The organism is Pseudomonas sp. PDM26 (assembly GCF_019219185.1).
In the GTDB taxonomy this organism is placed as follows: domain Bacteria; phylum Pseudomonadota; class Gammaproteobacteria; order Pseudomonadales; family Pseudomonadaceae; genus Aquipseudomonas.
The window spans coordinates 345,369-368,961 of the sequence record NZ_JAHUWC010000001.1; the positions used below are offsets into that span (position 1 = coordinate 345,369).

A 23,593-nucleotide genomic window follows, 5' to 3' on the forward strand; every position below is an offset into this window, starting at 1 on the left:
ATCCGGGCGAACCGTCACGGGCGCTGTCCGTCCTGCCGCTCCGACCTTCGGGCAGGGCAAACGTCAACAATACTGCAGTTTTGCTGCGCAATCGCTAGAATGGCGGCCTTTGCGAAGTTCTGGAGTTTCCCCCTCATGCGCACTTTTCGTCTGGTGATTTCTTGCCCGGACCGTGTTGGCATCGTTGCCAAAGTCAGTAACTTTCTGGCATCACATAACGGCTGGATCACTGAAGCGAGCCATCACTCGGACAACCTCAGTGGCTGGTTCTTCATGCGTCACGAGATCCGTGCCGACTCCCTGCCATTTGGTATCGAAGCGTTTCGCGAAGCCTTTGCCCCGATCGCCGAAGAGTTCTCGATGGACTGGCGCATCACCGATACCGAACAAAAGAAACGCGTGGTCCTGATGGCCAGCCGCGAGTCGCACTGCCTGGCCGACTTGCTGCATCGCTGGCACAGCGATGAACTGGACTGCGAAATTTCCTGTGTGATTTCCAACCATGATGACTTGCGCAGCATGGTGGAGTGGCACGGCATTCCGTACTACCACGTCCCGGTCAATCCGCAGGACAAGCAGCCGGCCTTCGCCGAGGTTTCGCGCCTGGTCAAACAGCACGATGCCGAAGTGGTGGTGCTTGCCCGTTACATGCAAATCCTGCCGCCGCAGTTGTGCCGCGAATACGCGCACAAGGTCATCAACATTCACCACAGCTTCCTGCCGTCGTTCGTCGGTGCCAAACCGTATCACCAGGCCTCCCTGCGTGGCGTGAAGCTGATCGGCGCGACCTGCCACTATGTGACCGAAGAGCTGGATGCCGGTCCGATCATCGAGCAGGACGTGGTGCGCGTCAGCCACAGCGACAGCATCGAAGACATGGTGCGTTTCGGCCGCGATGTCGAGAAGATGGTGCTGGCCCGTGGCCTGCGTTATCACCTGGAAGACCGGGTGCTGGTACACGGCAACAAAACCGTCGTCTTCTGACAGACCTGCGGTGCAGTTGAAATTCGAAGGGCCTGGGCGTTCAATCGCTTCAGGCCCTTCGCCGTTTCTGCACCGAGGACATGACCATGGCCGATCCACTGGACAAAGCCACCTCCAAGGCTCCCGCCACGCTGGGCGAGGGTTGCCTGAGCCGCTACGACCCGGATGACATGGGGCCTGAAACGGGTACGGAGTTTCCTGATGCCGCGCAGTTGTGGGAGCAGTTGCAGCAAGAGCCCGCGGACAAACCCAGACCTGCCTGAGTTTCATCAACTTTACCGGCAGGCACCGCCCGCGCGCAGGCTATCGAACAACTGCAGTCCGCGACTCATGCCGCACGACCCACACGGTCGTTTTGCAGCGCCAGCCACTGGGTCTTGGTCATCGGAACACGTCCGTTGTCGAGCAGGCGCTCGAGGGTTTGTAGCCAGTATCGGCGCGAAAACTCATGGCGCATGTCCACCGGGTGCAGGCCCAGGCGAATCACCGGCGCCTGCTGCCAGCGTTGTTCACGGCGGTCGCTGACGAGCTTCGATACGCCCCGGCGCCAGACACTGCGCGCACTCCAGACCAGCCCCGGCGCCTCGAACGCGGTGAAATCCGGCAGCTGGTACAAGTGCTGCGAGTCGCTGGTGTAACTCAACGGCAATTGGCGCAATGCCTGGCGAGTGCCTTGGCTCATCAGCCAGGCAGGGGCGACGAACCCCTCCAGCGGCCAGTCATGGCGGTGGAACATCTCGATGCCCGAACGCAAGCGGGCGAGGGCGGCTTCCTGCGACAAACGGTAAAACTCGCCTTCGTGGGTGTAGACCCGGCGCATGAACCAGTCTCGGGGATTGCTGGCCATCGGCCCGTCGTCGCAGTGGAAGTAGCCATGCAGCGCCAGTTCGTCGCCCCGGGCGAGCCTGATACTGAGCTGGCGGCGAAATTGCGGATGGGCGTCCAGGTTGTTGTGTTTGTGGAAGTCCGGCACCACCAGCCAGGTGATCGGCACGCCATCCAACGCGTCGACGGCTTTGACGAACGGCTGGTAATCGGCCCAGGTTGGCGGTGCCACGTCGTGCAGTACCAGCAGTAAAGCGGGACTGTTCATGGACTCAACCGTTGGCCGTCAGCGGCCATTGGTTGCCGAGCACGGCGTGGTAGTGGCGCAACAAGCTGTTGACCACGGTGTCCCAGGCGTAATGCCGTTCGACATGCAACCGCGCCTGTTTGCCCAGCGTTGTGTTGCCCGACCCGAACAATTCTCGAACGGCGGTGGCCATCGCGGCGGGATTGTTCGGCGCGCAGAGCCGGCCGCAGTCCTCGGTGACGATTTCCTCGAAGGCCCCGGCCGCCACGGCCACCACCGGAATACCGCTGGCCATGGCCTCCAGAATGACCAAACCGAAGGTTTCCTGATCGCCGGCGTGCAACAGTGCATCGGCGCTGGCCATCAGGCGGGCCACCTGCGCCACCGGGCAGAACTCGTCGATCACCGTCACGTTGGACGGCACGGCCGTGGGCATCGACGAACCAACCAGCAGCAGGTGATAGCGTCGGCCCAGGCGTTTCATGCAGTCGAGCAGCACCGGCAGGTTTTTTTCCTTGGAACCGCGCCCGGCGAAGATCAGCAGACGGGTGTTTTCGTCCAGGCCCAACTCGGCTCGCAGCCCGGGGTCTCTGGCATCGGGATTGAAGGTTTGCAGGTCGACGCCGAGCGGTTGCACAAACACATTCTTGACCCCAAGCCCGGTGAGCTTGTCGGCCATGACCTGACTGGGCGCCAGTACGCGGTCAAAGTTGCCGTAGAGCTTGCTGATATAGGCCTCGACGTTGTTGGTCACCCAATGGCCCATGCGGTTGCTGACCAGCAGGGGCAGGTCCGAGTGATAAAAGCCGATGACCGGCACATCGAGTTGGCGCCGCGCATCCAGCGCCGCCCAGGCCGTGAGATAAGGATCGCCGACTTCGATCAGGTCGGGCTGCAAATCCTGCAAGACATTGCGCCAGGGCGCGAGGCGCAGAGGGAAGCGATAGCCCTTGCCGAACGGCAGGGCAGGGGCCGGAACGGTGTAAATACCATCCTGTTCGCTAAAAGAAGATCCGGGAATCAGCAAACTGTGGCGAATGCCCGGCTTGATGCCCAAACGACGGTGCTTCGCATCCAGATAAGTGCGTACGCCACCACTGGCAGGGGCGTAGAACATGGTGATGTCAGCGATATGCACGATGAACGGTCCTCCAGTCCCGGTACTCCCTTGGTTGACCTATATGAAGGATAGATGTTCGGTTGGGGTTTGTTGCAGGGCGCTGGATGAAGGCTGTTGTGGCGAGGGAGCTTGCTCCCGCACGACTGCGAAGCAGTCGTCAAATCAGCCGATGTGTTTTTGTTGACACGTCTTGGATACCGATTTTGGGGTCGCTTCGCGACCCAGCGGGAGCAAGCTCCCTCGCCACATGGGGTTGCCGCATCAGATACGGAAACTGCCTACCAACTGCTTCAACCGCGCCGCCTGCTGCTCAAGGTCCGAGCACGCGCGCAATGTAGATTGCAGGTTTTCCACGCCTTCCTGATTCAGCGTGTTGATCTCGGTGATGTCGACGTTGATCGACTCCACCACGGCGGTCTGTTCCTCGGTCGCGGTAGCCACCGACTGGTTCATGCCGTCGATTTCACCGATACGCAGCGTCACGCTGTTCAGGCGTTCGCCCGCGAGGTTGGCGATCTCCACGCTGTCCTGGCTGTGGCGTTGACTGTCGCTCATGGTACTGACCGATTCCCGGGCGCCGACCTGCAGCTCCTCGATCATGGTTTGCACCTGTTGTGCCGATTCCTGCGTGCGATGTGCCAGGTTGCGCACCTCGTCCGCCACCACAGCAAAACCACGACCGGCTTCACCGGCGCGGGCGGCTTCAATCGCGGCGTTGAGCGCCAGCAAGTTGGTTTGCTGGGAAATGCTGGTGATCACTTCGAGAATCTGCCCGATGTTCACCGTTTTGCTGTTCAGCGATTCGATGTTGGAACTCGATGCGCTGAGCATGCTCGACAGTTGATTCATCGCCACGATGCTGCGGTCCACCACGTGTTGACCTTCCTCGGCCAGGCTGCGGGCATCACTGGCCTGGCTCGACGCCTGGGCGGCGTTGCGGGCAATTTCCTGGGCGGCGGCGCCTAGCTGGTTGATGGCAGCTGCGACGCTGCTGGTGCGCGAGGCTTGCTGGTCGGAGTTGAACATCGACGAGTTGGAAGCCGCGACCACGCGCAACGCCACTTCGTTGACTTGCCCGGTGGCTGAGGACACTTCGCGGATCGAGCCGTGAATGCGCTCGACGAAGCGGTTGAACGCAGTGCCGAGGGTGCCGAATTCGTCATTGTTCTGGATGGTCAGGCGTTTGGTCAGGTCGCCTTCGCCGTCGGCGATATCAGCCATGGCACGGGTCATGACGTGCAATGGCTGGATCAGGATGCGAATCAGCATGCCGAGCAGGGCGATGATGATGGCCACGGCAATCACGGTCGCAACGACCGCCGAGGTGCGGAACTCGCTGAGCATCGAGAAGGCCTTTTCCTTGTCGACCGACAGACCGATGTACCAGTTGACCGACGACAAGCCTTTGATCGGGGTGAAGGTCACGATGCGGGTTTTGCCGTCGACCTGGATTTCGCTCATTGCGCTGCTGATGGCCGGCGTGTCTTGCGGGTAGACATCCTTGAGCGTCTTCATCGCCAGCGCTTTGTCGGGATGTACCAGGATCTTGCCGTCGGCACTGACCAGGAAGGCATAACCCATGCCGTCGAAGTCCAGCGTGCCAAGGCTGTCGGCGATCACCTGCAAGCTCAGGTCGCCACCGACCACGCCGATGTTCTGGCCGTCCTTGATAACGCTGTCGACAATGGAGATCACCAGTTGTCCGGACGCCAGATCAATATAAGGCTCGGTTAATGCCGAACCGCTGCTGGCTTGCGCGCTCTTGTACCAAGGGCGTGCACGCGGGTCATAGCCATCGGGTATCTTGCTGTCCGGGCGAATGATGAAAGAGCCGTCCTTGTTGCCGAGGTAGGCGCCCATGAAGGTCGAGGTCACGGCTTTTTGTACAAGCAGCCTGGAAACGTTGTCAGCATCGGGGTTGAGCGCGACAGTTTGTGACAGGTTTTCAATCAGCAGGCTGCGCCCGTTCAACCAGGTCTGGATATTGTTGGCGGTCACTGCGCCCATTTCCTGCAGATAGTTATCAAGGTCTTCGTGGATGGCGTTGCGCTGCAAATAGTCGTTGTACAGCGTGAATGAGGCGAAGGCGGCAATAACAATAAGGGCGGCGGCAAGCAGGATTTTATGGCTGAAACGCAGATTTTTGTTCATGGCTTGGGGTTCCGCTAAGGTCTTAATGTCCAGTGCGTGCTTTTATAAAGGGGCGCACGACGGGCAAGGTTGAAAGCAAGTGAATTTTCCGACTCTCCTTAGGGAAATTTCCGACCAGATCGTGTCTGACTGCTTTGTCGTTATCTCTATCGGCCGTGTAGGACCAAAGATTAATCATGGGTGACCAAATGCCTGACTCTCTGCAACTCGTTATCGGCGCCGATCTCAACGGGCAGCCGATTGCCCAGGCTATGCGTCTGGCGAACCGCCACGGTTTGATCGCAGGCGCGACCGGCACCGGCAAGACCGTCACTTTGCAACGATTGGCCGAAGCCTTCAGCGATGCTGGCGTGGCGGTGTTCGCCGCCGACATCAAGGGTGACCTGTGTGGCCTCGGTGCCGCCGGCAACCCCCAGGGCAAGATCGCCGAGCGGATTGCCGGGATGCCCTGGCTCAACCACAAGCCTCAGGCTTATCCGGTGACGTTGTGGGACGTGCACGGTCAGTCCGGTCATCCTTTGTGCACAACCTTGAGTGAAATGGGGCCGCTGCTGCTGGGCAGCCTGCTGGAACTGACCGACAGTCAGCAGTCGGCGCTGTACGCCGCGTTCAAGGTGGCGGATCGCGAAGGCCTGTTGTTGCTCGATCTCAAGGATCTGAAGGCGTTACTCAATCACCTGCGGGACAACCCCCAGTTGCTGGGCGACGATGCGGCATTGATGACCACCGGTTCCAGCCAGGCATTGCTGCGGCGTCTGGCGACCCTGGAGCAACAGGGCGCCGAAGCCCTGTTCGGCGAGCCTGCGCTGCAACTCGAAGACATCCTCCAGCCCACTGCGGATGGTCGTGGGCGCATTCATTTGCTGGATGCCAGCCGTCTGGTGCATGAAGCGCCGAAGGTCTACGCGACGTTCCTGCTGTGGCTGCTGGCCGAACTGTTCGAGCAGTTGCCGGAGCGTGGCGATGCCGACAAACCGTTGCTGGCGCTGTTTTTCGACGAGGCTCACTTGTTGTTCAACGGTACGCCCCAGGCGTTGCGCGATCGTCTGGAGCAGGTGGTGCGGCTGATTCGTTCGAAAGGCGTGGGCGTGTATTTCGTCACCCAATCGCCGGGTGACCTGCCGGATGATGTGCTCGCGCAGTTGGGCTTGCGCATCCAGCATGGCTTGCGTGCGTTCACCGCCAAGGAGCAGAAGTCCCTGCGCGCGGTGGCCGAAGGTTTCCGGCCGAATCCGGCGTTCGATGCCTTGTCGGTGTTGACCGAGCTCGGGATCGGCGAGGCGCTGGTCGGCACCTTGCAGGAAAAAGGCACGCCGGAAATGGTCCAGCGGGTACTGGTTGCACCACCGCAATCGCGGATCGGGCCTTTGACCGGCGCCGAGCGTACGGCGCTGATTGCCGGTTCGCCGTTGCAGGGGCGTTATGACAGGCCGATTGACCGTGAATCAGCCTATGAGGTGCTTATGGGGCGCAAGGGGCTGGCACCTGAGCCCGAAGCGGAGCAGGGCAAGCCGGCAGCTGAGGAACCTGGCTTCACCGAGCAGGCCGGAGAGTTTCTTGGAACCGCGGCGGGGCAGGCCTTGAAATCAGCGATGCGACAGGCGGCGAATCAGCTTGGGCGGCAGTTGGTGCGCGGGTTGATGGGCTCGTTGCTAGGTAGCAAAAAACGTCGCTGAAAGCAAAAGATCGCAGCCTTCGGACGATCTTTTGATCTTGTCTTTAGGTTTTGGATTTGGCGTGCGCCGCCAGTCGCTCCAGCGCGGCCCGCAAATTCGGGTCGCTGATCCCATCGGCCGTGGCCTGAATGGTCGCTGCCGCGTCGTTGGACAAATCCATGGTATGCCCGGCCGCACCTTGCTGAACGGTCGGCGGTTGAACTTTGAACAGGATCCGGGTCAGATTGGCAAACTCGTCGAACAGTTGCAGTTGCCGTTGCAGGCGCTTCTGCTGGTAGCGCAGGCGGGTTGCCCAATGACCGTCGGTGACAATCAGTAACAAACTGCCTTCGCGCCAGGAGGCCACGTGGCAATGCTCGCGAGCGGCGGGTTGCAATTGGCTTTCGAGTAAACGCTGCAGATGACCCAGGCGTTGAGCGTGGCCGAGAATGGCTTTCAGCGGCTTGGCTTCGCGTAGTAGAACGGCAGGTACTTTGGCCGTAAGTGGGCGAAATGCCATGATCAGACACCTGAAGTAACAGAGGCGCCATGGTAGCAGAAAGCACCGGATGCACCCGCCCATTGCTTTTGTGGGTGCTTTGCCCATTAAATCAACAACTAACTTCTGCCTTGAACGGCTTGAAGTTGAGCAAAACGCCCTTATTTTAAGTGAGCCCCGTCAACGCGCTGTGCCAGCATCGTGGAATATCGCCACTTTCCTCTCCATCGTTTCCGGGTAGAATGCTCGTTCGCATGCGGCCATGAGGGCTGCACGGGCGACTCACGGGGCCGCCCTCCATCCCTTTAGTGTGGAAGATCCTGCCGATATGTTTGCGCCTTTGTTAAAGAAACTTTTTGGAAGCAAGAACGAGCGTGAAGTCAAACGCATGCTCAAGACGGTGCAACTCGTCAATGCCTTCGAAGAGCGAATGGTGGCCCTTTCGGACGATCAATTGCGTGCCAAGACCAGCGAGTTCAAGGCCCGCCTCGCCAAAGGGGAAACCCTCGACCAACTGCTGCCAGAAGCCTTTGCGGTCGCCCGCGAAGCCGGCAAGCGTGTCATGGGCATGCGCCACTTCGATGTCCAGCTGATCGGCGGCATGACCTTGCATGAAGGCATGATCGCGGAAATGCGTACCGGTGAAGGCAAGACCCTGGTGGCAACACTGGGCGTTTACCTCAACGCGCTGTCCGGCAACGGCGTGCACGTTGTGACGGTGAACGACTACCTGGCCCGCCGTGACGCCAACTGGATGCGTCCGCTGTATGAATTCCTCGGCCTGACGGTCGGCGTGGTCACGCCGTTCCAGCCGCCGGAAGAGAAGCGTGCTGCCTACGCTGCCGACATCACCTACGGCACCAACAACGAATTCGGTTTCGATTACCTGCGCGACAACATGGCGTTCAGCATGGAAGAAAAATTCCAGCGCGAACTCAATTTCGCCGTGATCGACGAAGTCGACTCCATCCTCATCGACGAAGCCCGTACGCCGCTGATCATCTCCGGTCAGGCCGAGGACAGCTCCAAGCTGTACATCGAGGTCAACAAGCTGATCCCGACGCTTGAGTTGCACATCGAAGAAGTGGAAGGCGAAGTCACCAAGGCCGGCCACTACACCGTTGACGAGAAGACCCGCCAGGTCGAACTCAACGAAGCCGGTCACCAGTTCGTCGAAGAAACGCTGACCCGCATCGGCCTGCTGGCTGAAGGCGAGAGCCTGTACTCGGCGCATAACCTGAGCCTGCTGACTCACGTCTACGCCGGCCTGCGCGCGCACAAGCTGTTCCATCGCAACGTCGAATACATCGTGCAGGACGGTCAGGTCGTACTGGTCGACGAGCACACCGGCCGTACCATGCCGGGTCGCCGCTTGTCCGAAGGCCTGCACCAGGCCATCGAAGCCAAGGAAAACCTGAACATCCAGGCCGAAAGCCAGACCCTGGCGTCGACCACCTTCCAGAACTACTTCCGTCTGTACAACAAACTGTCCGGCATGACCGGTACGGCCGACACCGAAGCGTTCGAGTTCCACCAGATCTATGGCCTGCAGGTCATGGTGATTCCACCGAACAAGCCGCTGGCCCGTAAAGACTACAACGACCTGGTGTTCCTGACTGCCGACGAGAAATACGCGGCAATCGTGGCCGATATCAAGGAAAGCATGGCCGCCGGCCGTCCGGTTCTGGTCGGTACAGCCACCATCGAAACCTCCGAGCACATGTCCAGCCTGCTCGTGAAGGAAGGCATCGAACACAAGGTCCTGAACGCCAAGTTCCACGAAAAGGAAGCCGAGATCATTGCCCAGGCCGGTCGCCCGGGCGCACTGACCATCGCCACCAACATGGCCGGTCGTGGTACCGACATCCTTTTGGGCGGTAACTGGGAAGTGGAAGTGGCTTCCCTGGAAAACCCGACCCCTGAGCAGATTGCCCAGATCAAGGCCGACTGGCAGAAGCGTCACCAGCAAGTGCTCGAATCGGGCGGCTTGCAGGTGATCGCGTCCGAGCGTCACGAATCGCGCCGTATCGACAACCAGCTGCGTGGTCGTGCCGGTCGTCAGGGCGACGCCGGTTCCAGCCGTTTCTACCTGTCGCTGGAAGACAGCCTGATGCGCATCTTCGCCTCTGACCGGGTGAAGAACTTCATGAAGGCCCTGGGCATGCAGCCTGGCGAAGCGATCGAGCACCGCATGGTGACCAACGCCATCGAAAAGGCTCAGCGCAAGGTTGAAGGCCGTAACTTCGACATTCGTAAACAACTGCTCGAGTTCGACGACGTCAACAACGAACAGCGTAAAGTGATTTATCACATGCGTAACACGTTGCTGGCTGCCGACAACATCGGTGAGACCATCGCTGACTTCCGTCAGGACGTACTGGACGCCACCGTCAGCGCACACATTCCTCCACAATCGCTGCCTGAGCAGTGGGACGTGGCGGGCCTGGAAGCGGCGCTGCAGAGCGATTTCGGTGTGACGCTGCCGATCCAGCAATGGCTCGACGAAGACGATCACCTGTACGAAGAAACCCTGCGCGAGAAACTGATGCAGGAACTGATCGCTGCGTACAACGAGAAAGAAGACCAGGCGGGCGCCGAAGCGTTGCGCTCCTTCGAGAAACAAATCGTTCTGCGCGTTCTGGACGACCTGTGGAAAGACCACCTGTCGACCATGGACCACCTGCGTCACGGTATTCACTTGCGTGGTTACGCCCAGAAGAACCCGAAGCAGGAATACAAGCGCGAGTCCTTCACCCTGTTCTCCGAGCTGCTCGATTCGATCAAGCGCGATTCGATCCGTGTGTTGTCCCACGTTCAGGTTCGTCGCGAAGACCCGATCGAAGAAGAGCAGCGCCTGCGCCAGGAAGCCGAGGCATTGGCCGCTCGCATGCAGTTCCTGCATGAAGAAGCTCCAGGTCTTGAGCATCCGGAAGTGTTGGGCGAAGAAGTCGATGTCGCTCTCGCTGCTGCACCGGTTCGCAGCGAGCAGAAGCTGGGTCGCAACGAGCTGTGCTATTGCGGTTCGGGCAAGAAGTTCAAGCATTGCCACGGGCAGATTCAGTAAAACCCGTTTCAAACGCTGAAATACCCGCGCCGCGACCGGCTTTTGCCGTCGCGGCGTTTTACCATTCGAACCACCGTTCTGCTGAAACGGTGCTGACATCATTTATAAAGGAGCGCATTCATGGCTGTTGGTCTTGGTCCTTTGCCAACGTTGCACCCGGTTGCCGGTTTTGAACTCGGTATCGCCTCGGCCGGCATCAAGCGCCCGGGGCGCAAGGATGTTGTGGTCATGCGCTGTGTTGAAGGCTCCACGGTTGCCGGCGTGTTCACCTTGAACGCCTTTTGCGCCGCACCGGTGATCCTGGCCAAGCAACGCGTACAAGGCCCTGTGCGCTACCTGCTGACCAACACAGGCAATGCCAACGCCGGCACCGGCGAACCTGGTCTGGCCGCCGCCGAGCGCACCTGCGCCAGGTTGGCGGAACTGACCGGTGTCGATGCCAGCCAGGTGCTGCCGTACTCCACCGGTGTGATCGGCGAGCCACTGCCGGTCGAGAAAATCGAAGGCGCGCTGCAAGCGGCCCTCGACGACCTGTCGATTCACAACTGGGAAGCTGCCGCCACCGGCATCATGACCACCGACACCCTGCCCAAAGGCGCCAGCCGTCAGTTCCAGCATGACGGTGTGACCATCACCGTTACCGGCATCAGCAAAGGCGCCGGCATGATTCGCCCGAACATGGCGACCATGCTCGGCTACATCGCCACTGACGCCAAGGTTTCCCGCGATGTATTGCAAAACCTGATGCTCGATGGCGCCAACAAGTCGTTCAACCGCATCACCATCGATGGCGATACATCGACCAACGACTGCTGCATGCTGATCGCCACCGGTCAGGCCGCGCTGCCGGAAATCACCCGCGCCGAAGGCGAGTTGTTCGCCAAGTTGAAGCAGGCGGTGTTCGAAGTGTGCATGGACGTGGCCCAGGCCATCGTTCGCGATGGAGAAGGCGCAACCAAGTTCGTGACCGTTGAAGTCAATGGCGGCGGCAATCACCAGGAGTGCCTGGACGTTGGCTACACCGTGGCCCACTCGCCGCTGATCAAGACGGCATTGTTTGCGTCCGACCCGAACTGGGGACGTATCCTGGCCGCTGTCGGCCGTGCCGGCGTTCCGAACCTGGATGTGAGCAAGATCGACGTATTCCTTGGTGAAGTGTGCATTGCCAGTCGTGGCGCGCGCGCGGCGACCTACACCGAAGCCCAGGGCGCGGCGGTGATGCAGCAGGAAGAAATCACCATCCGCATCGAGTTGGGTCGTGGCGATTGCAGCGAAACCATCTGGACCACCGACCTGTCCCACGAGTACGTGAAGATCAACGCCGAGTACCGGACTTGATCTATCGCTAGATCGAGTCGCTGCTATCGCGAGCAAGCTCGCTCCCACAGGGATTTTGGTGCTCACACCCTTTGTGTTTCACCTTCACCACTGTGGGAGCGAGCTTGCTCGCGATGACGGTCTGTCAGTCGCTAGCTAGACTGGCCTGTTCCCCCATCAAAAGGTCCCGACTATGAGCCTGCACCTGATCATCGGCGACAAACTGCTTTCTTCCTGGTCCCTGCGAGGCGCCTTGGCCCTCGACCTGACCGGCGCTACCTACACCGAAGAACTGATCAAGCTGAACCAGCCGGACACCCGCGAGCGTCTGCTCAAGCATTCGCCGACTGGCAAGGTCCCGCTGCTGAAAACCGAACACGGTACCATCGCAGACTCCCTGGCGATTGCCGAATACCTGGCAGAACAGTTCCCGTCCGCAGGCCTCTGGCCGAAAGACATTGCCGCCCGCGCCCAGGCGCGCTCGGCGTGTGCGCAGATGCACAGCGGGTTCTTCGCCATGCGCGGCAATATGCCGTTTGACCTGAGCCATGACGCCCCTTTGTCTCCGGTTCCGGCTGACGTTCAGGTCGACATCGAACGCATGTCGGCGCTGTGGGCGGAATGCCGTGCCGCCGCGACCGAAACCGGGCCATACCTGTTTGGTCATATCAGTCTGGCTGACGCGTTCTTTGCACCGATTGCCGTGCGCCTGCGCACCTATCAGGTGAAGTTGTCTGCCATTGACGAGGCCTACGTCGAAACCCTCTACCAATGGCCGGCGTTCAAGGCGTGGCAGAAGGCCGGACTGGAGGAATTGCAAAAGTGAAACGAGTCCATGTCGCCGCCGCCGTCATCCGCGATGGCAGTGGCCAAATCCTCATCGCCCGTCGTGCCGACTCACAGCATCAGGGCGGCCTGTGGGAGTTTCCAGGCGGCAAGGTCGAGGCCGACGAGTCGGTCGAAACCGCACTGGCCCGTGAACTCCATGAAGAGCTGGGCATCGTGGTCGGCGCGGCGCGCCCGCTGATCAAGATTCGGCACGATTACCCGGACAAACAGGTGTTGCTGGATGTCTGGGAAGTTTCGGCGTTTACCGGCGAGCCTCACGGTGCCGAAGGCCAACCGCTGGCCTGGGTGTCACCCCGCGACCTGTCGGGTTACGAGTTTCCTGAAGCCAACCGGCCGATCGTCGCGGCTGCGAAATTGCCCGCTCAGTACCTGATCACGCCGGAAGACCTGGAGACCCCCGCGTTGCTGCGTGGTATTCAGAAGGCTATTGCCGGCGGTATCAAACTGATCCAGTTGCGTGCACCAAACGGTTACGACCCGAAATACCGCGACCTGGCCGTGGATGCGGCAGGGCTGTGTGCCGGCAAGGCGCAATTGATGATCAAGGGGCCGTTCGAATGGCTGGGCGACTTCCCGTCCGCGGGTTGGCACATTACCTCGGCGCAGCTGCGCAAATACGCAGCGGCTGGCCGACCGCTACCGGCGTCGCGCTGGCTGGCGGCCTCGTGCCATAACGCTGAGGAGCTGGCGCTGGCCGAACAGATGGGGGTGGACTTTGTGACCCTGTCGCCGGTTCAACCGACCCTGACTCATCCTGGCGCCGAGCCGTTAGGTTGGGAGCAGGCGTCGAGCCTGATCGACGGGTTCAGCAAGCCGGTGTTCCTGCTTGGTGGGGTTGGCCCGGCTGAGGTCGAGAAAGCCTGGGCTGCGGGGGCACAGGGTGTGGCGGGGATTCGGGCGTTTTGGCCTGATTCCCAGTGATGCAAATGGCCTCATCGCGAGCAGGCTCGCTCCTACATGGATCGCATTTCTACTGTTGGAACTCGGTCAATTGTAGGAGCGAGCCTGCTCGCGATGCGGGCGCTAACGACACCGACTAAATTTCAGGTTTCGCCGCAGGCTGCCAAAGAATCTCGGCAATTCCCTGACGCTTGGCAATCAGCCGCGCCGCAACAAACAACAGATCCGACAACCGATTGATATACGCCAGGCCAACCCCGGCCAACGGCTCAATCGCATTGAGTTGCTGACACCGCCGCTCTGCGCTGCGCGCCAGGCTGCGGCAGACATGGGCCTGGGCAATCAGCGCCGAACCGCCGGGCAATATGAAATTTTCCAGCGGTCCCAACTCTTCATTCCACACATCGATCGCGGCTTCCAGGCGTTCGATTTCCGCTGCATTCAACGCCTGATACACCGGCATCGCCAATTCGCCACCCAGATCAAATAACCGATGCTGGCAGGGAGTCAATGCCTCGATCACTTCGTTCAAGCCTGGAAACCGAGCAGTTTCTGCCGCTAGCCCAGCCAGCAGCACGCCCACCTGACTGTTCAGCGTATCGACTTCGCCAATGGCCTCGATCCGCGGGTGATCCTTGGGTACGCGACGGCCATCGCCCAGTCCGGTTTCGCCTTTGTCGCCAGTGCGGGTGTAAATCTTCGACAAACGAAAGCCCATGGTTACCTCGATAGCAGATTGAGTTGTTGCGAGACAGGTGGCGTGCTCGCCAGGGGCAGGCGCAAGGTGAAGCACGTGCCTTGGCCTGGGGTCGATTGCACTTCCATCTGCCCCTTGTGGTTGTTGGTGATGATGAAGTACGACACCGACAGCCCAAGTCCGGTGCCCTGGCCGATCTCCTTGGTGGTGAAGAACGGTTCGAAGGTCCGTTTGCGCACGCTTTCGCTCATGCCGATGCCATTGTCCTCGACCTGAATTTCCGCCCATGGCGGATTCAGTCTGGTGCGCAGAATGATCCGTCCCGGCTCGTTGCTGTCTTCACGCTGGTGAATGGCTTGCGCGGCGTTTTTCAACAGGTTGAGCAGTACCTGCTCCAGCTCGTTGGCGGTGCCGGGGACCGGGCCCAGCGCCGGATCGAACTGGCGAATGATGGCCTGGCCCTTGAAATCGAAGCCGATCGCCAGGTCGAAGTCGTTACTGGCGATCTCCACCGCCTGGTCGATCAGTGCGGGCAGATCGCACGGAGCCATCTGGCGGGTGCTGCGACGGCTGAAGCTGAGCATGTGGGTGACGATTTTGGCGGCCCGGGCACCGGCCTGCTGGATGCCGTCGAGCAACTTCGGCACTTCGCGCAGTTGCAGATACTGATTGACCGCCGTCAGTTCGATGCCGGCCTGTTCGGCCACTTCAAGGTTCTTCGGCAGATCGGGGGACAGGCGTCTGCGAATGTTTTGCACGTTGTGCAGGATCGCACCCAGCGGGTTGTTGATTTCGTGGGCCATGCCGGCGGCAAGACCACCCACAGAAAGCATTTTCTCCGACTGCACCATCATTTCTTCCAGGGACAGGCGCTGGGTGATGTCGTCGATCCGGATCACCACGCCACGCCCGGCGCCGCCCATCAATGGATAAAAGGTCAGGGCATAGTGGCGGGGCTCGTCATCCTTGAGCCAGGTGACGCGTTCGATTTTGGCCACCGTATGCTGCTCGACCGTTTGCTTGAGTTGTGGCAAGAACGGCTTGAGCGGTTCGAAGGCGAGGAAGATGGGCTGGTTCAGGGCTTCGTCGAGGCGCGTGCCGGAAAGTGCGCTGGCTTCCTGGTTCCACTGCGTCACGTAGAGCTGTTCGTCGAGGGCGATCAGCGCCGATGGCATGGAGTCGATGATGCTGTTGAGGTAGTTCTGGAAGCCGGTGAGCTTTTTCTCGATCTTGCTGCGCACCTGGACTTCAAGCTCCAGTTTGCGGTTGGTGTGCCGGGTTTCTTCCGCCAGACCCTGGGCCTGGTCGTAGGCTGCCTGGGAGTCGTCCCGGGCCCGTTTGAGTTGCTGCTCCCGGGCCTCGATTCGCGAAAGCATGGTGTTGAACGCCTCCGCGAGGCTGCCGATTTCATCGTGGTTTCCTCGTGAAGCTCGCAGTGCGTAATTTTCTTCACGGGTTACCTGCCGGGACAGCTCTTCGAGCTGGTGGATCGGCCGGGTAATCAGACGCTTGATTTGACGGGCGATGACCAGCCAGAGCAGCACACTGAAAATCAGAATCCCCAGACTGGCCGTCAGGGTCCCGGTATAGAACGCCACTGGCAGTTCACTGCTGGCGACCAACAGCAAATGCCCCGGTGCAGCTCCGGGGCGGGGCAGGGTAATGACCTGGTTGCTGCGAAACTCGGTAACCTGCCAGTCTTCGATATGCCGGAACCGTTTCGGCAACTCCAGTTTGTCGCCATGCTGCAATTGCGCCAATTGCTCGCCTTTTCCGTCATACAGGACTGCCGCGCGCAACGGCGTATAGCTATTGAGTTCGTTTAGCAGGCGCTCGGCGCTTTGCGGCGAATCGAGGGCTTCGGAGGTCAGGCTCGGGTTGGATACCAGTCGGCCGATGGTCTGCAGGGCCTGGGGCGCCATGCTTTCCTGGGAGATGTAGTACGCGGCACTGATAAAGGTCAGGTTGGCGACCAACAGGACGGTGGTCAACAGGACTAGCAAGGCTGCCAGCAGTTTCTGGCCGACAGGCAGGTTTTCAAGACGCTGGCGCAATGGCATTGGGTTCATCGCTGAAAAGTACAAGTGGCCAGCGTAGCCGCTGCTCAGTCGCTGGGCAATCCAAGGCTTTGCAGGCGAGCGATCAGCCTTGCCTCAAGCTGATTGAGGTGAGGCAGGTTCAATTGATGACGCCCGGCCACTTTGCAGGCGTAGCCCAGCAGGTAGCTGATTTCTGTGCGGCGCTGGCTTGTGACGTCCTGATGCATCGAGGAGTAGTTGGCTGCGGTGGCGTGAATCACCCGTTCGACTTCCAGTTGCAGGTTTTCGGCCGCTGCCGGCTGACCACAACGCTCAAGCAACTCCGCCAGTTCGCCGCACAGAGTAGCGACTTCGCAGTGATGTTGCTGCAAACCGCCGTTTCGGCAATCGTGCAGCACCGTCAGTGGATTGATCGCACAGTTAAGGGCGAGTTTGCGCCACAACCTGGTCAGGATTTCGGTGCTCCACTCGTGGGGGATGCCGGCAGTGCTCAAGTCATCGAGCCAGATCGGCGCCATCGGATGGCTCGCATCCCCCAGCCAGGTGAAGCCATGCCCGGCAAACACCACGCGCCAATCGCCCTCGCGGAAGGCGCCTTCGGTGCTCGATGCATAGATGCAGCGTGCCTGAGGCACCTGTGCCGCCACCGCGTCCTGACTGCCCAGGCCATTTTGCAGCAGGATCAGTTCGGCACCTGGGGCCAGGCGTGGCGCCAGTCGGGCCACCGCGCTTTCGGTATCGTAGGCCTTGCACGCCACCAGCAGGCGGTTGATCGGTTGGGTGCTGTCGCCTGTCTCGGCGGGCACGGCATAGTGTTGCGCCTCGCCGTGTTCCACCAGTGTCAATCCACCGGCCGCCTCATAGGCCTGCAGCCTCGCGGTGTCCCGCAGGACCAGCCTGACCGGCACTCCAGCGCGTGCCAGACGTGTCGCCCATAAAGTGCCGAGGCTGCCGGCGCCCAGAACATGCCAGGTGGTAGACATCAGCTTTTTGCTCTGTTTAAGGCGTGCATCGGCAGCTCACAGTGAATGATGGGAAAGACCCGTTATAATCAGCGCGGATTTTAACCGCAAGCCAGGCGTGCTCCATCAGTGCGCCTTTAAATTTGGAGAGATTACATGCCGTCGTTCGACGTGGTATCCGAACTGGACAAACACGAAGTCACCAACGCGGTCGAGAACGCCGTCAAGGAACTCGATCGTCGTTATGACCTGAAAGGCAAAGGCAGCTTCGAGTTCAAGGAAAAAGACCTGACCGTCAACCTGACCGCCGAAGCGGATTTCCAGCTCGAAGCGATGATTGAGATCCTCAAGCTGGCTCTGGTCAAGCGCAAAATCGACGTGCAGTGCCTTGAAGTCAAGGACGCGTTCGCGTCGGGCAAGCTGATGAAGCAGGAAGCCGTCCTCAAGGAGGGTATCGACAAGGAACTGGCGAAGAAAATCGTCGCTCACGTCAAAGACGCCAAGCTAAAGGTCCAGGCGGCCATTCAGGGCGAGCAGGTTCGTATTACCGGCAAGAAGCGTGATGACCTGCAAGAAGCCATTGCGGTGCTGCGGGCCAAGGAATTCGGTATGCCACTGCAGTTCAACAACTTCCGCGACTGACCCTGGAAGCGGGAACCTCTTGGCGTTTGCGACGTCGCAGACCCAAGCAACGGCAGAAACGATTGAACCCGTGGCGGTTCGATCTTTCTGCCGCTTTTTTACGCATGCCGGGTAGCCGGAAAACAGGAGAGAGTAGATGGACTTAAATGCCGAGGTAGACAATCTGGTCAAGGTATCCCAAACCTGGATCCCGATGATCATGGAATACGGCAGCCGTGTACTGCTGGCGGTCATTACCCTGGCCATTGGCTGGTGGCTGATCAACAAGGTCACGAAAAAGCTCGGCGGCCTGATTGCATTGCGTAATGCCGACCTGGCGCTGCAGGGCTTTATCAGCAGCCTGGCGAACATCATCCTCAAGATCTTGCTGATCGTCAGCGTGGCCTCGATGATCGGGGTGGAAACCACGTCGTTCGTTGCGGCAATTGGTGCGGCGGGTCTGGCCATTGGTCTGGCGTTGCAGGGCAGCCTGGCGAACTTCGCAGGTGGCGTGCTGATTTTGCTGTTCCGTCCGTTTCGCATTGGTGACTGGATCGAGGCTCAGGGTATCGCCGGTACTGTCGACAGCATCCAGATTTTCCATACCGTACTGCGTACCGGTGACAACAAGACCATCATCGTGCCAAACGGCAATCTGTCGAATGGCATTATCACCAACACCAATCGTCAGCCGACCCGCAAAGTCGTGTTTGATGTAGGCGTGGATTACGAAGCGGACCTGCAGAAAGCCCGGGAAGTGTTGCTGGAACTGGCCAAGGATCCGCGTGTATTGATTGATCCGGCGCCTCAGGCAGTCATATCGACATTGGGTGACAGTTCTATCACTGTTTCCCTGCGTGTTTGGGTGAAGACGGCGGATTATTGGGATGTGATGTTCATGTTCAACGAACTGTCCCGTGATCGTCTGAGAGAGGCTGGCATCGATATTCCATTTCCACAGCGGGTTATTCGCGTGGTTCAAGAGTCGGCGGTGCAGTAAGGGGTGTGCGGTTAGTGCCTGACTTCTTGGTCAGGCATGTATTGCAGAGTCTGTTTGGTTAAATGTTGTACAGCAGACAACGAAAAAGGCCCATCCGAAGATGGGCCTTTTTTTGATTACCGCGAACTAACTTTCTGCGATTACAGAATGTTGAGTGGGTAGTCGGTGATCAGGCGGAACTCAGAGATATCGCCTTCGCCTTCGTCAGTGTTGGCAGAGTGCCATGCTTGACGGATGCGGAACGACAGATCTTTGGCTGGGCCGGTTTGAATGACGTACTTGGCTTCCACGTTGGTTTCGTGGTGTTTGCCGTCTGCACCGTACAGACCGGCGTAGGGGCTGTTCGCTGGAGTGTTGGTGCCGTCGATGTTCCAACCATTCACGTAACGGACCATGAAGCTCAGGCCAGGTACGCCGTACTCGGCCATTTTCAGGTCGTAACGGGCTTGTACCGACTTCTCGCCCGGGGCGTTGAAGTCAGAGTACTGAATGGAGTTGGCGAGGAAGATCGAGTCGCCACCGCGGTTGTTTTTACCCACACCGATGTAGTCGAACGGGGTATCGCCGTTGACCTTCTGGAAGCCCAGGGTCACGGTGTGCGCTTTCAGGAACGAGTAAGCAGCAGCCAGGGAGTAGGCGGTGTTGCTGATTTCGCCTGCTTTAGCGTTACCGGTATCCTGGGTGTTGTAGATGTTACCGTCGAAGTTGATCGAGTTGTCGCCGCCCAGTGCGAGGGTGTAGTTCGCGTTGGCGTAGTACTGGTTCCAGACGTCTTCGAGCTTGGCACCGTAGAGCGAAACACTCAGGTCTGGGGTAATGCCATACTTGCCGCCGAAGTAGTCGATGGAGTTGGCTTGCACGCCAGCGTAAGTAGCCCACAGGTCGCCGTCACGGGCGTTGCTGTCCTGGCTGGTCGCCGAGTAGAAGTGACCGGCTTCGAGGTCGAGGTCTGTAACTTCGCTGCTCTGCAGTTGGATACCGCTGGCAGTTTGGTGAAGGATACGGGAACCGCCTACAGCGAACACTGGAGAGGTGCTTGGCTGCATGTCGCCGACTTTCAGCTCGGTCTTGGAGATGCGGAACTTGGCGGCAGCGCCGGCTTTGCCCTGGTTGTTGTTGACCTGGCCATCACCGTCCACGGACATGTTGCCGGAGCCTGCATATTTGTCGGTACCGTCCAGCTTAATGGCCAGTTGGCCCCAAGCTTCAACGCCAACACCGATCAGACCTTGGGTGTAGCCAGAGCTGTACATGCCCTGAATGCCCTGGGTCCAGTCTTTGTCATCGACTGCGCCGTCTTTCTTGTTACGGTTGTAGTAGTAGTTGCGAACCAGCAGGTCGAGCTTGCTGTCTTCAACGAAACCTTTGGCTTCGGCCTGGTCGCTTACGAAAGGTGCGGCTACTGCCAATTGAGTACTGGCTGCTGCTGCAACTGCCAGTGCGATCATGCTCCACTTCATCACGCGCATCGTGATTTGCTCCTTTGGTTTTAGAAGAGTACTGCCGTCCCACCTGGTTTATTATCTGGGCGGCTCTTTCTTTTTGTGTCGGCGCAAACTTATATCACGCCGACAATGTTGGCGATACTTGCGTATCTAACCTTTCGCCTTCTTTACGACCCTGTCGCAAATAGCGTGCTAGATGTCGCAAATTTCCAGCTCCAGCGCAACCGGGCTGACAACTTTAATGCTGTTTTCCGAGCCTTGGCGCCGGTAAAAAGAGTCCTGGTGAAACGTTTGAATCTCCATCGGGCTACCTTGCCACTGTTTATTTTGCCTGAAGGCCTCCGCTTCCAGCGGGTGTCACATCAGGCGATGTTGGGTGTGAATGCAACAAACGTGCACAAATTCGAATTTTGTTGCAGCTTTTTCCAAATGACTGTCTGACGCTGTAAAAACCTCATAAAACCGGGGGGACAAGCGCGTTTAGTTTGGGCTTGACGCCTTGCCTGGCATCATGTTGCACCCTTCTGGTCGACTGCCTTGCAAACAAAAATGTTACCGGTTCACCCCGCCAGTGAGTAAATGGCGGATGTCGAAGCGCTCAGCGTAGACCCACTGTGCGGTTTTGGTGCAAAAAATTTTTAGCCTGGTACTGAATTCACTCCTGTTGACCGCTTGTCTGGCGCGAACTCTTCGTTGCTAATCAGTCATTTCGGCGTTTTTTGCTGGCTGATCGGTTCTGTAGTGGTGCGCAGCAGCGAAAAATGTCTCATTCGGGGGCGGTGTGTCAGCTTTTCGCAGGCGCTAGTGACCTCTGCGCAAGGTTCGTCGTGAAGCATGCGCCGTTCGCAGGTATGCTGCCGTCCGGTCGTTTGGCGCGCCGTCCCGTCAGGATGAGCGCTAAGCTGAAAAATGATGAACCGGCGGGAGTGCGCGCAGTGTTCGCTTTAGATCCACGACTTCAACAAGACACGTTACCGATCGGGGACTTTCCGCTCTGCCGGTTGCTGCTGTCCAACGATTCGAACTATCCCTGGTTCATCCTGGTACCTCGTCGCGAGGCTATCAGCGAGATATTTCAGTTGGATGTCGCAGATCAGCAACAGCTTTGGCAGGAAACAACTGTGCTTTCGCAAGTGCTCAAGGACTCGTTCGATGCGGACAAGTTGAATGTGGCGGCGCTGGGCAATGTCGTAAATCAGTTGCACATGCATGTGATTGTGCGCAAGCGCGAAGATGCCGCCTGGCCAGCGCCGGTTTGGGGTAAGCACCCGGCAAAACCCTACGGTTCGGAGCAGATCGCCGCGATTCGCGAACGTTTGCGCTTGATTTTGACCGATGATTTTACGTTTCTGGAGGGCTGAACCATGAGCCTTGAAGAACGCGTTACCGAGCTTGAAAGCCGTCTGGCGTTTCAGGATGACACCATCCAGGCATTGAACGATGTGCTGGTGGCGCAGCAGCGGGCGGTCGAGCATCTGCAGTTGCAAATGGCTGCGCTGCTCAAACGGCAGGAGGAAATGGTCGGCCAGTTCGAGTCATTCGAAGAAGAAGCGCCGCCGCCCCACTATTGAATAAATCGCAGGCATAAAAAAACCGCGGACAGCTCGGCTGTGCGCGGTTTTTTTTAGCCTTGAATCAGCGGCGCGGCAGCGCCGCGATAACATCTTCGGCTTGCAGGCCCTTGTCACGATTCATGACAGAGAACTCCACGCGCTGGCCTTCTACCAGGACGCGGTGACCTTCACCGCGAATGGCCCGGAAGTGGACGAAGATATCTTCGCCGGAGTCGCGGGAAATGAAGCCGAAGCCTTTGGATGTGTTGAACCATTTGACGGTGCCGGTATCGCGGTTGCTCATGTCGTAGCTTGGCGAGGTAGCTGCCGGTGACGATTTGTAGAAGCTGATGCCCAGGTGCAGGACAACAGCGATGAAGGTTGCGACCAGGCTGAACAGAACGGCGGGTTGACCGGCGATGACAGGCATCGGTGCGATTAGCGTCAGGGTTTGCAGGACTACCCCCAGAACGAGCAGGGCGCTGACCAGGTTTTGCAGTTGGTGGCGCGGACCTTTGTTCCAGTAAGGGATGACAGGTGCAAGCGTGAGGTTGAGCAGGCCGAAAAAGGCCAGGTACAGCGCATCAGGTTGTTGCAGGTAAGGTAAGGCTTCGCTTTGCAGGCTAGGGATGAAGGACAGCAGCAAGGCCGCTGCGCCTATCAGTAGATGGACGATTTTCAACATTTTGATTAACTCACGTTAAGACAGTTCACTAAGGAAGAGCTGATGGCGCACGGTTCGCTTCAAGATAATAAAGAGGCGTTGGACACGTACCCGGTATCAGCCTATGCGCCGTGCCCGGAAAAAATAGGCACTGGCGACACGCTGCCTATTTAACAGCAAAGCCGCAGGCTACTCAAATCAGGGCGTCCGGCGGCTCGTTTGAGGCAATTTGCCGCGGGTTGGTCGAAGTTCAGAGGCTGTGATGCGGCGGCAGGTTTGCTAGAGAGGTTGGGCGCCTGTTGGATGAAGCCCATCACCTTTAGGGGGGGATTCAATCGGTCGATGCAGTCGATTGGCTAAATCTTTCAGTGGGTGTTTCTTAGTGTTCGCGCTCCTCTTTCCTACGCCATTCAATCCTGTGTTTCTGAAGGGGGGCGTCACTTCACTGCGTGGGAAATTGTCCGGAGTAGGACGTTCTCCAAGATCTGCCAAGAGTTGTTGGCTTGTCCTACGTCGAAGGTCAGGAAGTCGTCTGGCTATACCTCTGCACCTGCGTTTTTATATGTCGACAGGCAATTGCTCTTAACGAAACCAGGATGGCAAAGGAGTGTCAGCGTTATGGTTTATGAACGGCAAGAAGAGGGGCGATACGGTTCGCACAGGGATGTAAGGGTCGATCCGTTTGTTCGCGAGTTCGATATGGGGCTGGCCCAGCCCTTGTCCCGCTCCGTACGATTGAATGGCTTCGCCACCTGTTTGCGGCTTGAACAGGTTTATTGGGATATTTTGGGGGAGATGGCCCGGGCCAATGGTTGCTCGGTCAGTAGCCTGTTATCTCACGTGGATCGCGAAGTTCACTTGCGTCACGGCGGGGTAAGGAACTTCAGTGGGTTGGTACGGGTTGTCTGTGTCGTGCACAGCCTCAAGGAAGGGGGGTGCACCGTCATGGCCTAGCCTGGGCGGCGAAAACAGCAGAGTGTCGGTCTGTGCAGTCTTACGGC

21 protein-coding genes are annotated in these 23,593 nt (G+C 58.9%); 12 read left to right on the forward strand and 9 right to left on the reverse strand.

Going from position 1 to position 23,593, the window contains the following annotated elements; genetic code table 11:
* The first annotated feature begins 135 nt into the window (after nucleotides 1-135).
* Both purU and KW849_RS01555 read left to right on the forward strand, forming a co-directional pair.
* Nucleotides 136-984 (forward strand): formyltetrahydrofolate deformylase, encoded by an 849-nt coding sequence (purU, locus tag KW849_RS01550; RefSeq protein WP_108215079.1) that lies wholly within the window; start codon nucleotides 136-138, stop codon nucleotides 982-984.
* An 86-nt stretch (nucleotides 985-1,070) separates the two neighbouring features.
* Nucleotides 1,071-1,247: a hypothetical protein gene (locus tag KW849_RS01555; RefSeq protein ID WP_218427056.1), complete on the forward strand. Its 177-nt coding sequence runs from the start codon at nucleotides 1,071-1,073 to the stop codon at nucleotides 1,245-1,247.
* Nucleotides 1,248-1,312: 65 nt separating this feature from the next.
* Here KW849_RS01555 and KW849_RS01560 read toward each other — a convergent pair whose 3' ends face one another.
* The 3 genes from KW849_RS01560 to KW849_RS01570 form a co-directional block, all read right to left on the reverse strand.
* The gene (locus KW849_RS01560; RefSeq protein ID WP_218427058.1) at nucleotides 1,313-2,077 is read right to left on the reverse strand and encodes a DUF2334 domain-containing protein; all 765 of its coding nucleotides are present in this window, start codon (nucleotides 2,075-2,077) and stop codon (nucleotides 1,313-1,315) included.
* Nucleotides 2,078-2,081: 4 nt separating this feature from the next.
* Nucleotides 2,082-3,194, reverse strand: a complete 1,113-nt coding sequence (locus KW849_RS01565) for a glycosyltransferase family 1 protein (RefSeq protein ID WP_218427060.1) — start codon at nucleotides 3,192-3,194, stop codon at nucleotides 2,082-2,084.
* Between the two features lie 243 nt (nucleotides 3,195-3,437).
* Nucleotides 3,438-5,327, reverse strand: a complete 1,890-nt coding sequence (locus tag KW849_RS01570; RefSeq protein ID WP_218427063.1) for a methyl-accepting chemotaxis protein — start codon at nucleotides 5,325-5,327, stop codon at nucleotides 3,438-3,440.
* Nucleotides 5,328-5,515: 188 nt separating this feature from the next.
* Here KW849_RS01570 and KW849_RS01575 point away from each other — a divergent pair, with 188 nt between their 5' ends.
* Complete coding sequence (locus KW849_RS01575; RefSeq protein WP_218427065.1) at nucleotides 5,516-7,003, forward strand: helicase HerA-like domain-containing protein; 1,488 nt, start codon at nucleotides 5,516-5,518, stop codon at nucleotides 7,001-7,003.
* 43 nt (nucleotides 7,004-7,046) lie between these two features.
* On the opposite strand, the gene KW849_RS01580 is transcribed toward KW849_RS01575, so the two are convergent.
* Entirely contained in the window at nucleotides 7,047-7,502 is a 456-nt protein-coding gene (locus KW849_RS01580; protein ID WP_218427067.1) for a DUF721 domain-containing protein, read from the reverse strand.
* Between the two features lie 307 nt (nucleotides 7,503-7,809).
* Between KW849_RS01580 and secA the strand changes: the two genes are divergently transcribed.
* The 4 genes from secA to KW849_RS01600 all read left to right on the forward strand — a co-directional run bounded on the left by secA (nucleotide 7,810) and on the right by KW849_RS01600 (nucleotide 13,632).
* Complete coding sequence (gene secA / locus KW849_RS01585; RefSeq protein WP_218427069.1) at nucleotides 7,810-10,545, forward strand: preprotein translocase subunit SecA; 2,736 nt, start codon at nucleotides 7,810-7,812, stop codon at nucleotides 10,543-10,545.
* 120 nt (nucleotides 10,546-10,665) lie between these two features.
* Nucleotides 10,666-11,883 carry a bifunctional glutamate N-acetyltransferase/amino-acid acetyltransferase ArgJ gene (argJ, locus tag KW849_RS01590; RefSeq protein ID WP_108228635.1) on the forward strand — a complete coding sequence of 406 codons (1,218 nt, stop codon included), beginning with the start codon at nucleotides 10,666-10,668 and terminating at the stop codon, nucleotides 11,881-11,883.
* A gap of 172 nt (nucleotides 11,884-12,055) precedes the next feature.
* Nucleotides 12,056-12,688, forward strand: coding sequence for a glutathione S-transferase family protein (locus KW849_RS01595; protein ID WP_115947362.1), 633 nt, complete (start codon nucleotides 12,056-12,058; stop codon nucleotides 12,686-12,688).
* Nucleotides 12,685-13,632 carry a Nudix family hydrolase gene (locus tag KW849_RS01600; RefSeq protein WP_218427071.1) on the forward strand — a complete coding sequence of 316 codons (948 nt, stop codon included), beginning with the start codon at nucleotides 12,685-12,687 and terminating at the stop codon, nucleotides 13,630-13,632. Before KW849_RS01595 ends, KW849_RS01600 begins: the two co-directional genes overlap by 4 nt.
* Before the next feature lie 115 nt (nucleotides 13,633-13,747).
* Here KW849_RS01600 and KW849_RS01605 read toward each other — a convergent pair whose 3' ends face one another.
* From KW849_RS01605 to KW849_RS01615, 3 genes are read right to left on the reverse strand one after another with little or no spacing between them, the layout of a single operon-like run.
* Nucleotides 13,748-14,329, reverse strand: coding sequence for a cob(I)yrinic acid a,c-diamide adenosyltransferase (locus KW849_RS01605; RefSeq protein WP_218427073.1), 582 nt, complete (start codon nucleotides 14,327-14,329; stop codon nucleotides 13,748-13,750).
* A 2-nt stretch (nucleotides 14,330-14,331) separates the two neighbouring features.
* Nucleotides 14,332-16,368 carry a PAS domain-containing sensor histidine kinase gene (locus KW849_RS01610; protein WP_218427075.1) on the reverse strand — a complete coding sequence of 679 codons (2,037 nt, stop codon included), beginning with the start codon at nucleotides 16,366-16,368 and terminating at the stop codon, nucleotides 14,332-14,334.
* Between the two features lie 44 nt (nucleotides 16,369-16,412).
* Nucleotides 16,413-17,330: a putative 2-dehydropantoate 2-reductase gene (locus tag KW849_RS01615; RefSeq protein ID WP_218427077.1), complete on the reverse strand. Its 918-nt coding sequence runs from the start codon at nucleotides 17,328-17,330 to the stop codon at nucleotides 16,413-16,415.
* A 135-nt stretch (nucleotides 17,331-17,465) separates the two neighbouring features.
* On the opposite strand from KW849_RS01615, the gene KW849_RS01620 reads away from it, so the two are divergent.
* Nucleotides 17,466-17,951 (forward strand): YajQ family cyclic di-GMP-binding protein, encoded by a 486-nt coding sequence (locus KW849_RS01620; protein ID WP_007977344.1) that lies wholly within the window; start codon nucleotides 17,466-17,468, stop codon nucleotides 17,949-17,951.
* Nucleotides 17,952-18,087: 136 nt separating this feature from the next.
* Complete coding sequence (locus tag KW849_RS01625; RefSeq protein WP_218427079.1) at nucleotides 18,088-18,930, forward strand: mechanosensitive ion channel family protein; 843 nt, start codon at nucleotides 18,088-18,090, stop codon at nucleotides 18,928-18,930.
* A 140-nt stretch (nucleotides 18,931-19,070) separates the two neighbouring features.
* Here KW849_RS01625 and KW849_RS01630 read toward each other — a convergent pair whose 3' ends face one another.
* Nucleotides 19,071-20,399 carry an OprD family porin gene (locus KW849_RS01630; RefSeq protein WP_218427081.1) on the reverse strand — a complete coding sequence of 443 codons (1,329 nt, stop codon included), beginning with the start codon at nucleotides 20,397-20,399 and terminating at the stop codon, nucleotides 19,071-19,073.
* Between the two features lie 911 nt (nucleotides 20,400-21,310).
* Between KW849_RS01630 and KW849_RS01635 the strand changes: the two genes are divergently transcribed.
* On the forward strand, nucleotides 21,311-21,736 hold the full coding sequence (locus KW849_RS01635; RefSeq protein WP_218427863.1) for an HIT domain-containing protein: 426 nt from the start codon (nucleotides 21,311-21,313) through the stop codon (nucleotides 21,734-21,736).
* 3 nt (nucleotides 21,737-21,739) lie between these two features.
* On the forward strand, nucleotides 21,740-21,946 hold the full coding sequence (locus tag KW849_RS01640; protein ID WP_108215094.1) for a SlyX family protein: 207 nt from the start codon (nucleotides 21,740-21,742) through the stop codon (nucleotides 21,944-21,946).
* A 64-nt stretch (nucleotides 21,947-22,010) separates the two neighbouring features.
* Here the strand turns inward: KW849_RS01640 and KW849_RS31685 are convergent, their stop codons facing one another.
* Nucleotides 22,011-22,613 (reverse strand): cold-shock protein, encoded by a 603-nt coding sequence (locus KW849_RS31685; protein ID WP_218427083.1) that lies wholly within the window; start codon nucleotides 22,611-22,613, stop codon nucleotides 22,011-22,013.
* Between the two features lie 597 nt (nucleotides 22,614-23,210).
* On the opposite strand from KW849_RS31685, the gene KW849_RS01650 reads away from it, so the two are divergent.
* The gene (locus KW849_RS01650; RefSeq protein ID WP_108215096.1) at nucleotides 23,211-23,546 is read left to right on the forward strand and encodes a ribbon-helix-helix domain-containing protein; all 336 of its coding nucleotides are present in this window, start codon (nucleotides 23,211-23,213) and stop codon (nucleotides 23,544-23,546) included.
* Nucleotides 23,547-23,593 lie beyond the last annotated feature (47 nt).

Excerpts from the sequence above, each read along its gene's own strand:
- purU (WP_108215079.1), top strand. The coding sequence starts at position 136 with ATGCGCACTTTTCGTCTGGTGATTTCTTGCCCGGACCGTGTTGGCATC.
- KW849_RS01555 (WP_218427056.1), top strand. The coding sequence starts at position 1,071 with ATGGCCGATCCACTGGACAAAGCCACCTCCAAGGCTCCCGCCACGCTG.
- KW849_RS01560 (WP_218427058.1), bottom strand. The coding sequence starts at position 2,077 with ATGAACAGTCCCGCTTTACTGCTGGTACTGCACGACGTGGCACCGCCA.
- KW849_RS01570 (WP_218427063.1), bottom strand. The coding sequence starts at position 5,327 with ATGAACAAAAATCTGCGTTTCAGCCATAAAATCCTGCTTGCCGCCGCC.
- KW849_RS01575 (WP_218427065.1), top strand. The coding sequence starts at position 5,516 with ATGCCTGACTCTCTGCAACTCGTTATCGGCGCCGATCTCAACGGGCAG.
- KW849_RS01580 (WP_218427067.1), bottom strand. The coding sequence starts at position 7,502 with ATGGCATTTCGCCCACTTACGGCCAAAGTACCTGCCGTTCTACTACGC.
- secA (WP_218427069.1), top strand. The coding sequence starts at position 7,810 with ATGTTTGCGCCTTTGTTAAAGAAACTTTTTGGAAGCAAGAACGAGCGT.
- argJ (WP_108228635.1), top strand. The coding sequence starts at position 10,666 with ATGGCTGTTGGTCTTGGTCCTTTGCCAACGTTGCACCCGGTTGCCGGT.
- KW849_RS01595 (WP_115947362.1), top strand. The coding sequence starts at position 12,056 with ATGAGCCTGCACCTGATCATCGGCGACAAACTGCTTTCTTCCTGGTCC.
- KW849_RS01605 (WP_218427073.1), bottom strand. The coding sequence starts at position 14,329 with ATGGGCTTTCGTTTGTCGAAGATTTACACCCGCACTGGCGACAAAGGC.
- KW849_RS01610 (WP_218427075.1), bottom strand. The coding sequence starts at position 16,368 with ATGCCATTGCGCCAGCGTCTTGAAAACCTGCCTGTCGGCCAGAAACTG.
- KW849_RS01615 (WP_218427077.1), bottom strand. The coding sequence starts at position 17,330 with ATGTCTACCACCTGGCATGTTCTGGGCGCCGGCAGCCTCGGCACTTTA.
- KW849_RS01620 (WP_007977344.1), top strand. The coding sequence starts at position 17,466 with ATGCCGTCGTTCGACGTGGTATCCGAACTGGACAAACACGAAGTCACC.
- KW849_RS01625 (WP_218427079.1), top strand. The coding sequence starts at position 18,088 with ATGGACTTAAATGCCGAGGTAGACAATCTGGTCAAGGTATCCCAAACC.
- KW849_RS01630 (WP_218427081.1), bottom strand. The coding sequence starts at position 20,399 with ATGCGCGTGATGAAGTGGAGCATGATCGCACTGGCAGTTGCAGCAGCA.
- KW849_RS01640 (WP_108215094.1), top strand. The coding sequence starts at position 21,740 with ATGAGCCTTGAAGAACGCGTTACCGAGCTTGAAAGCCGTCTGGCGTTT.
- KW849_RS31685 (WP_218427083.1), bottom strand. The coding sequence starts at position 22,613 with ATGTTGAAAATCGTCCATCTACTGATAGGCGCAGCGGCCTTGCTGCTG.
- KW849_RS01650 (WP_108215096.1), top strand. The coding sequence starts at position 23,211 with ATGGTTTATGAACGGCAAGAAGAGGGGCGATACGGTTCGCACAGGGAT.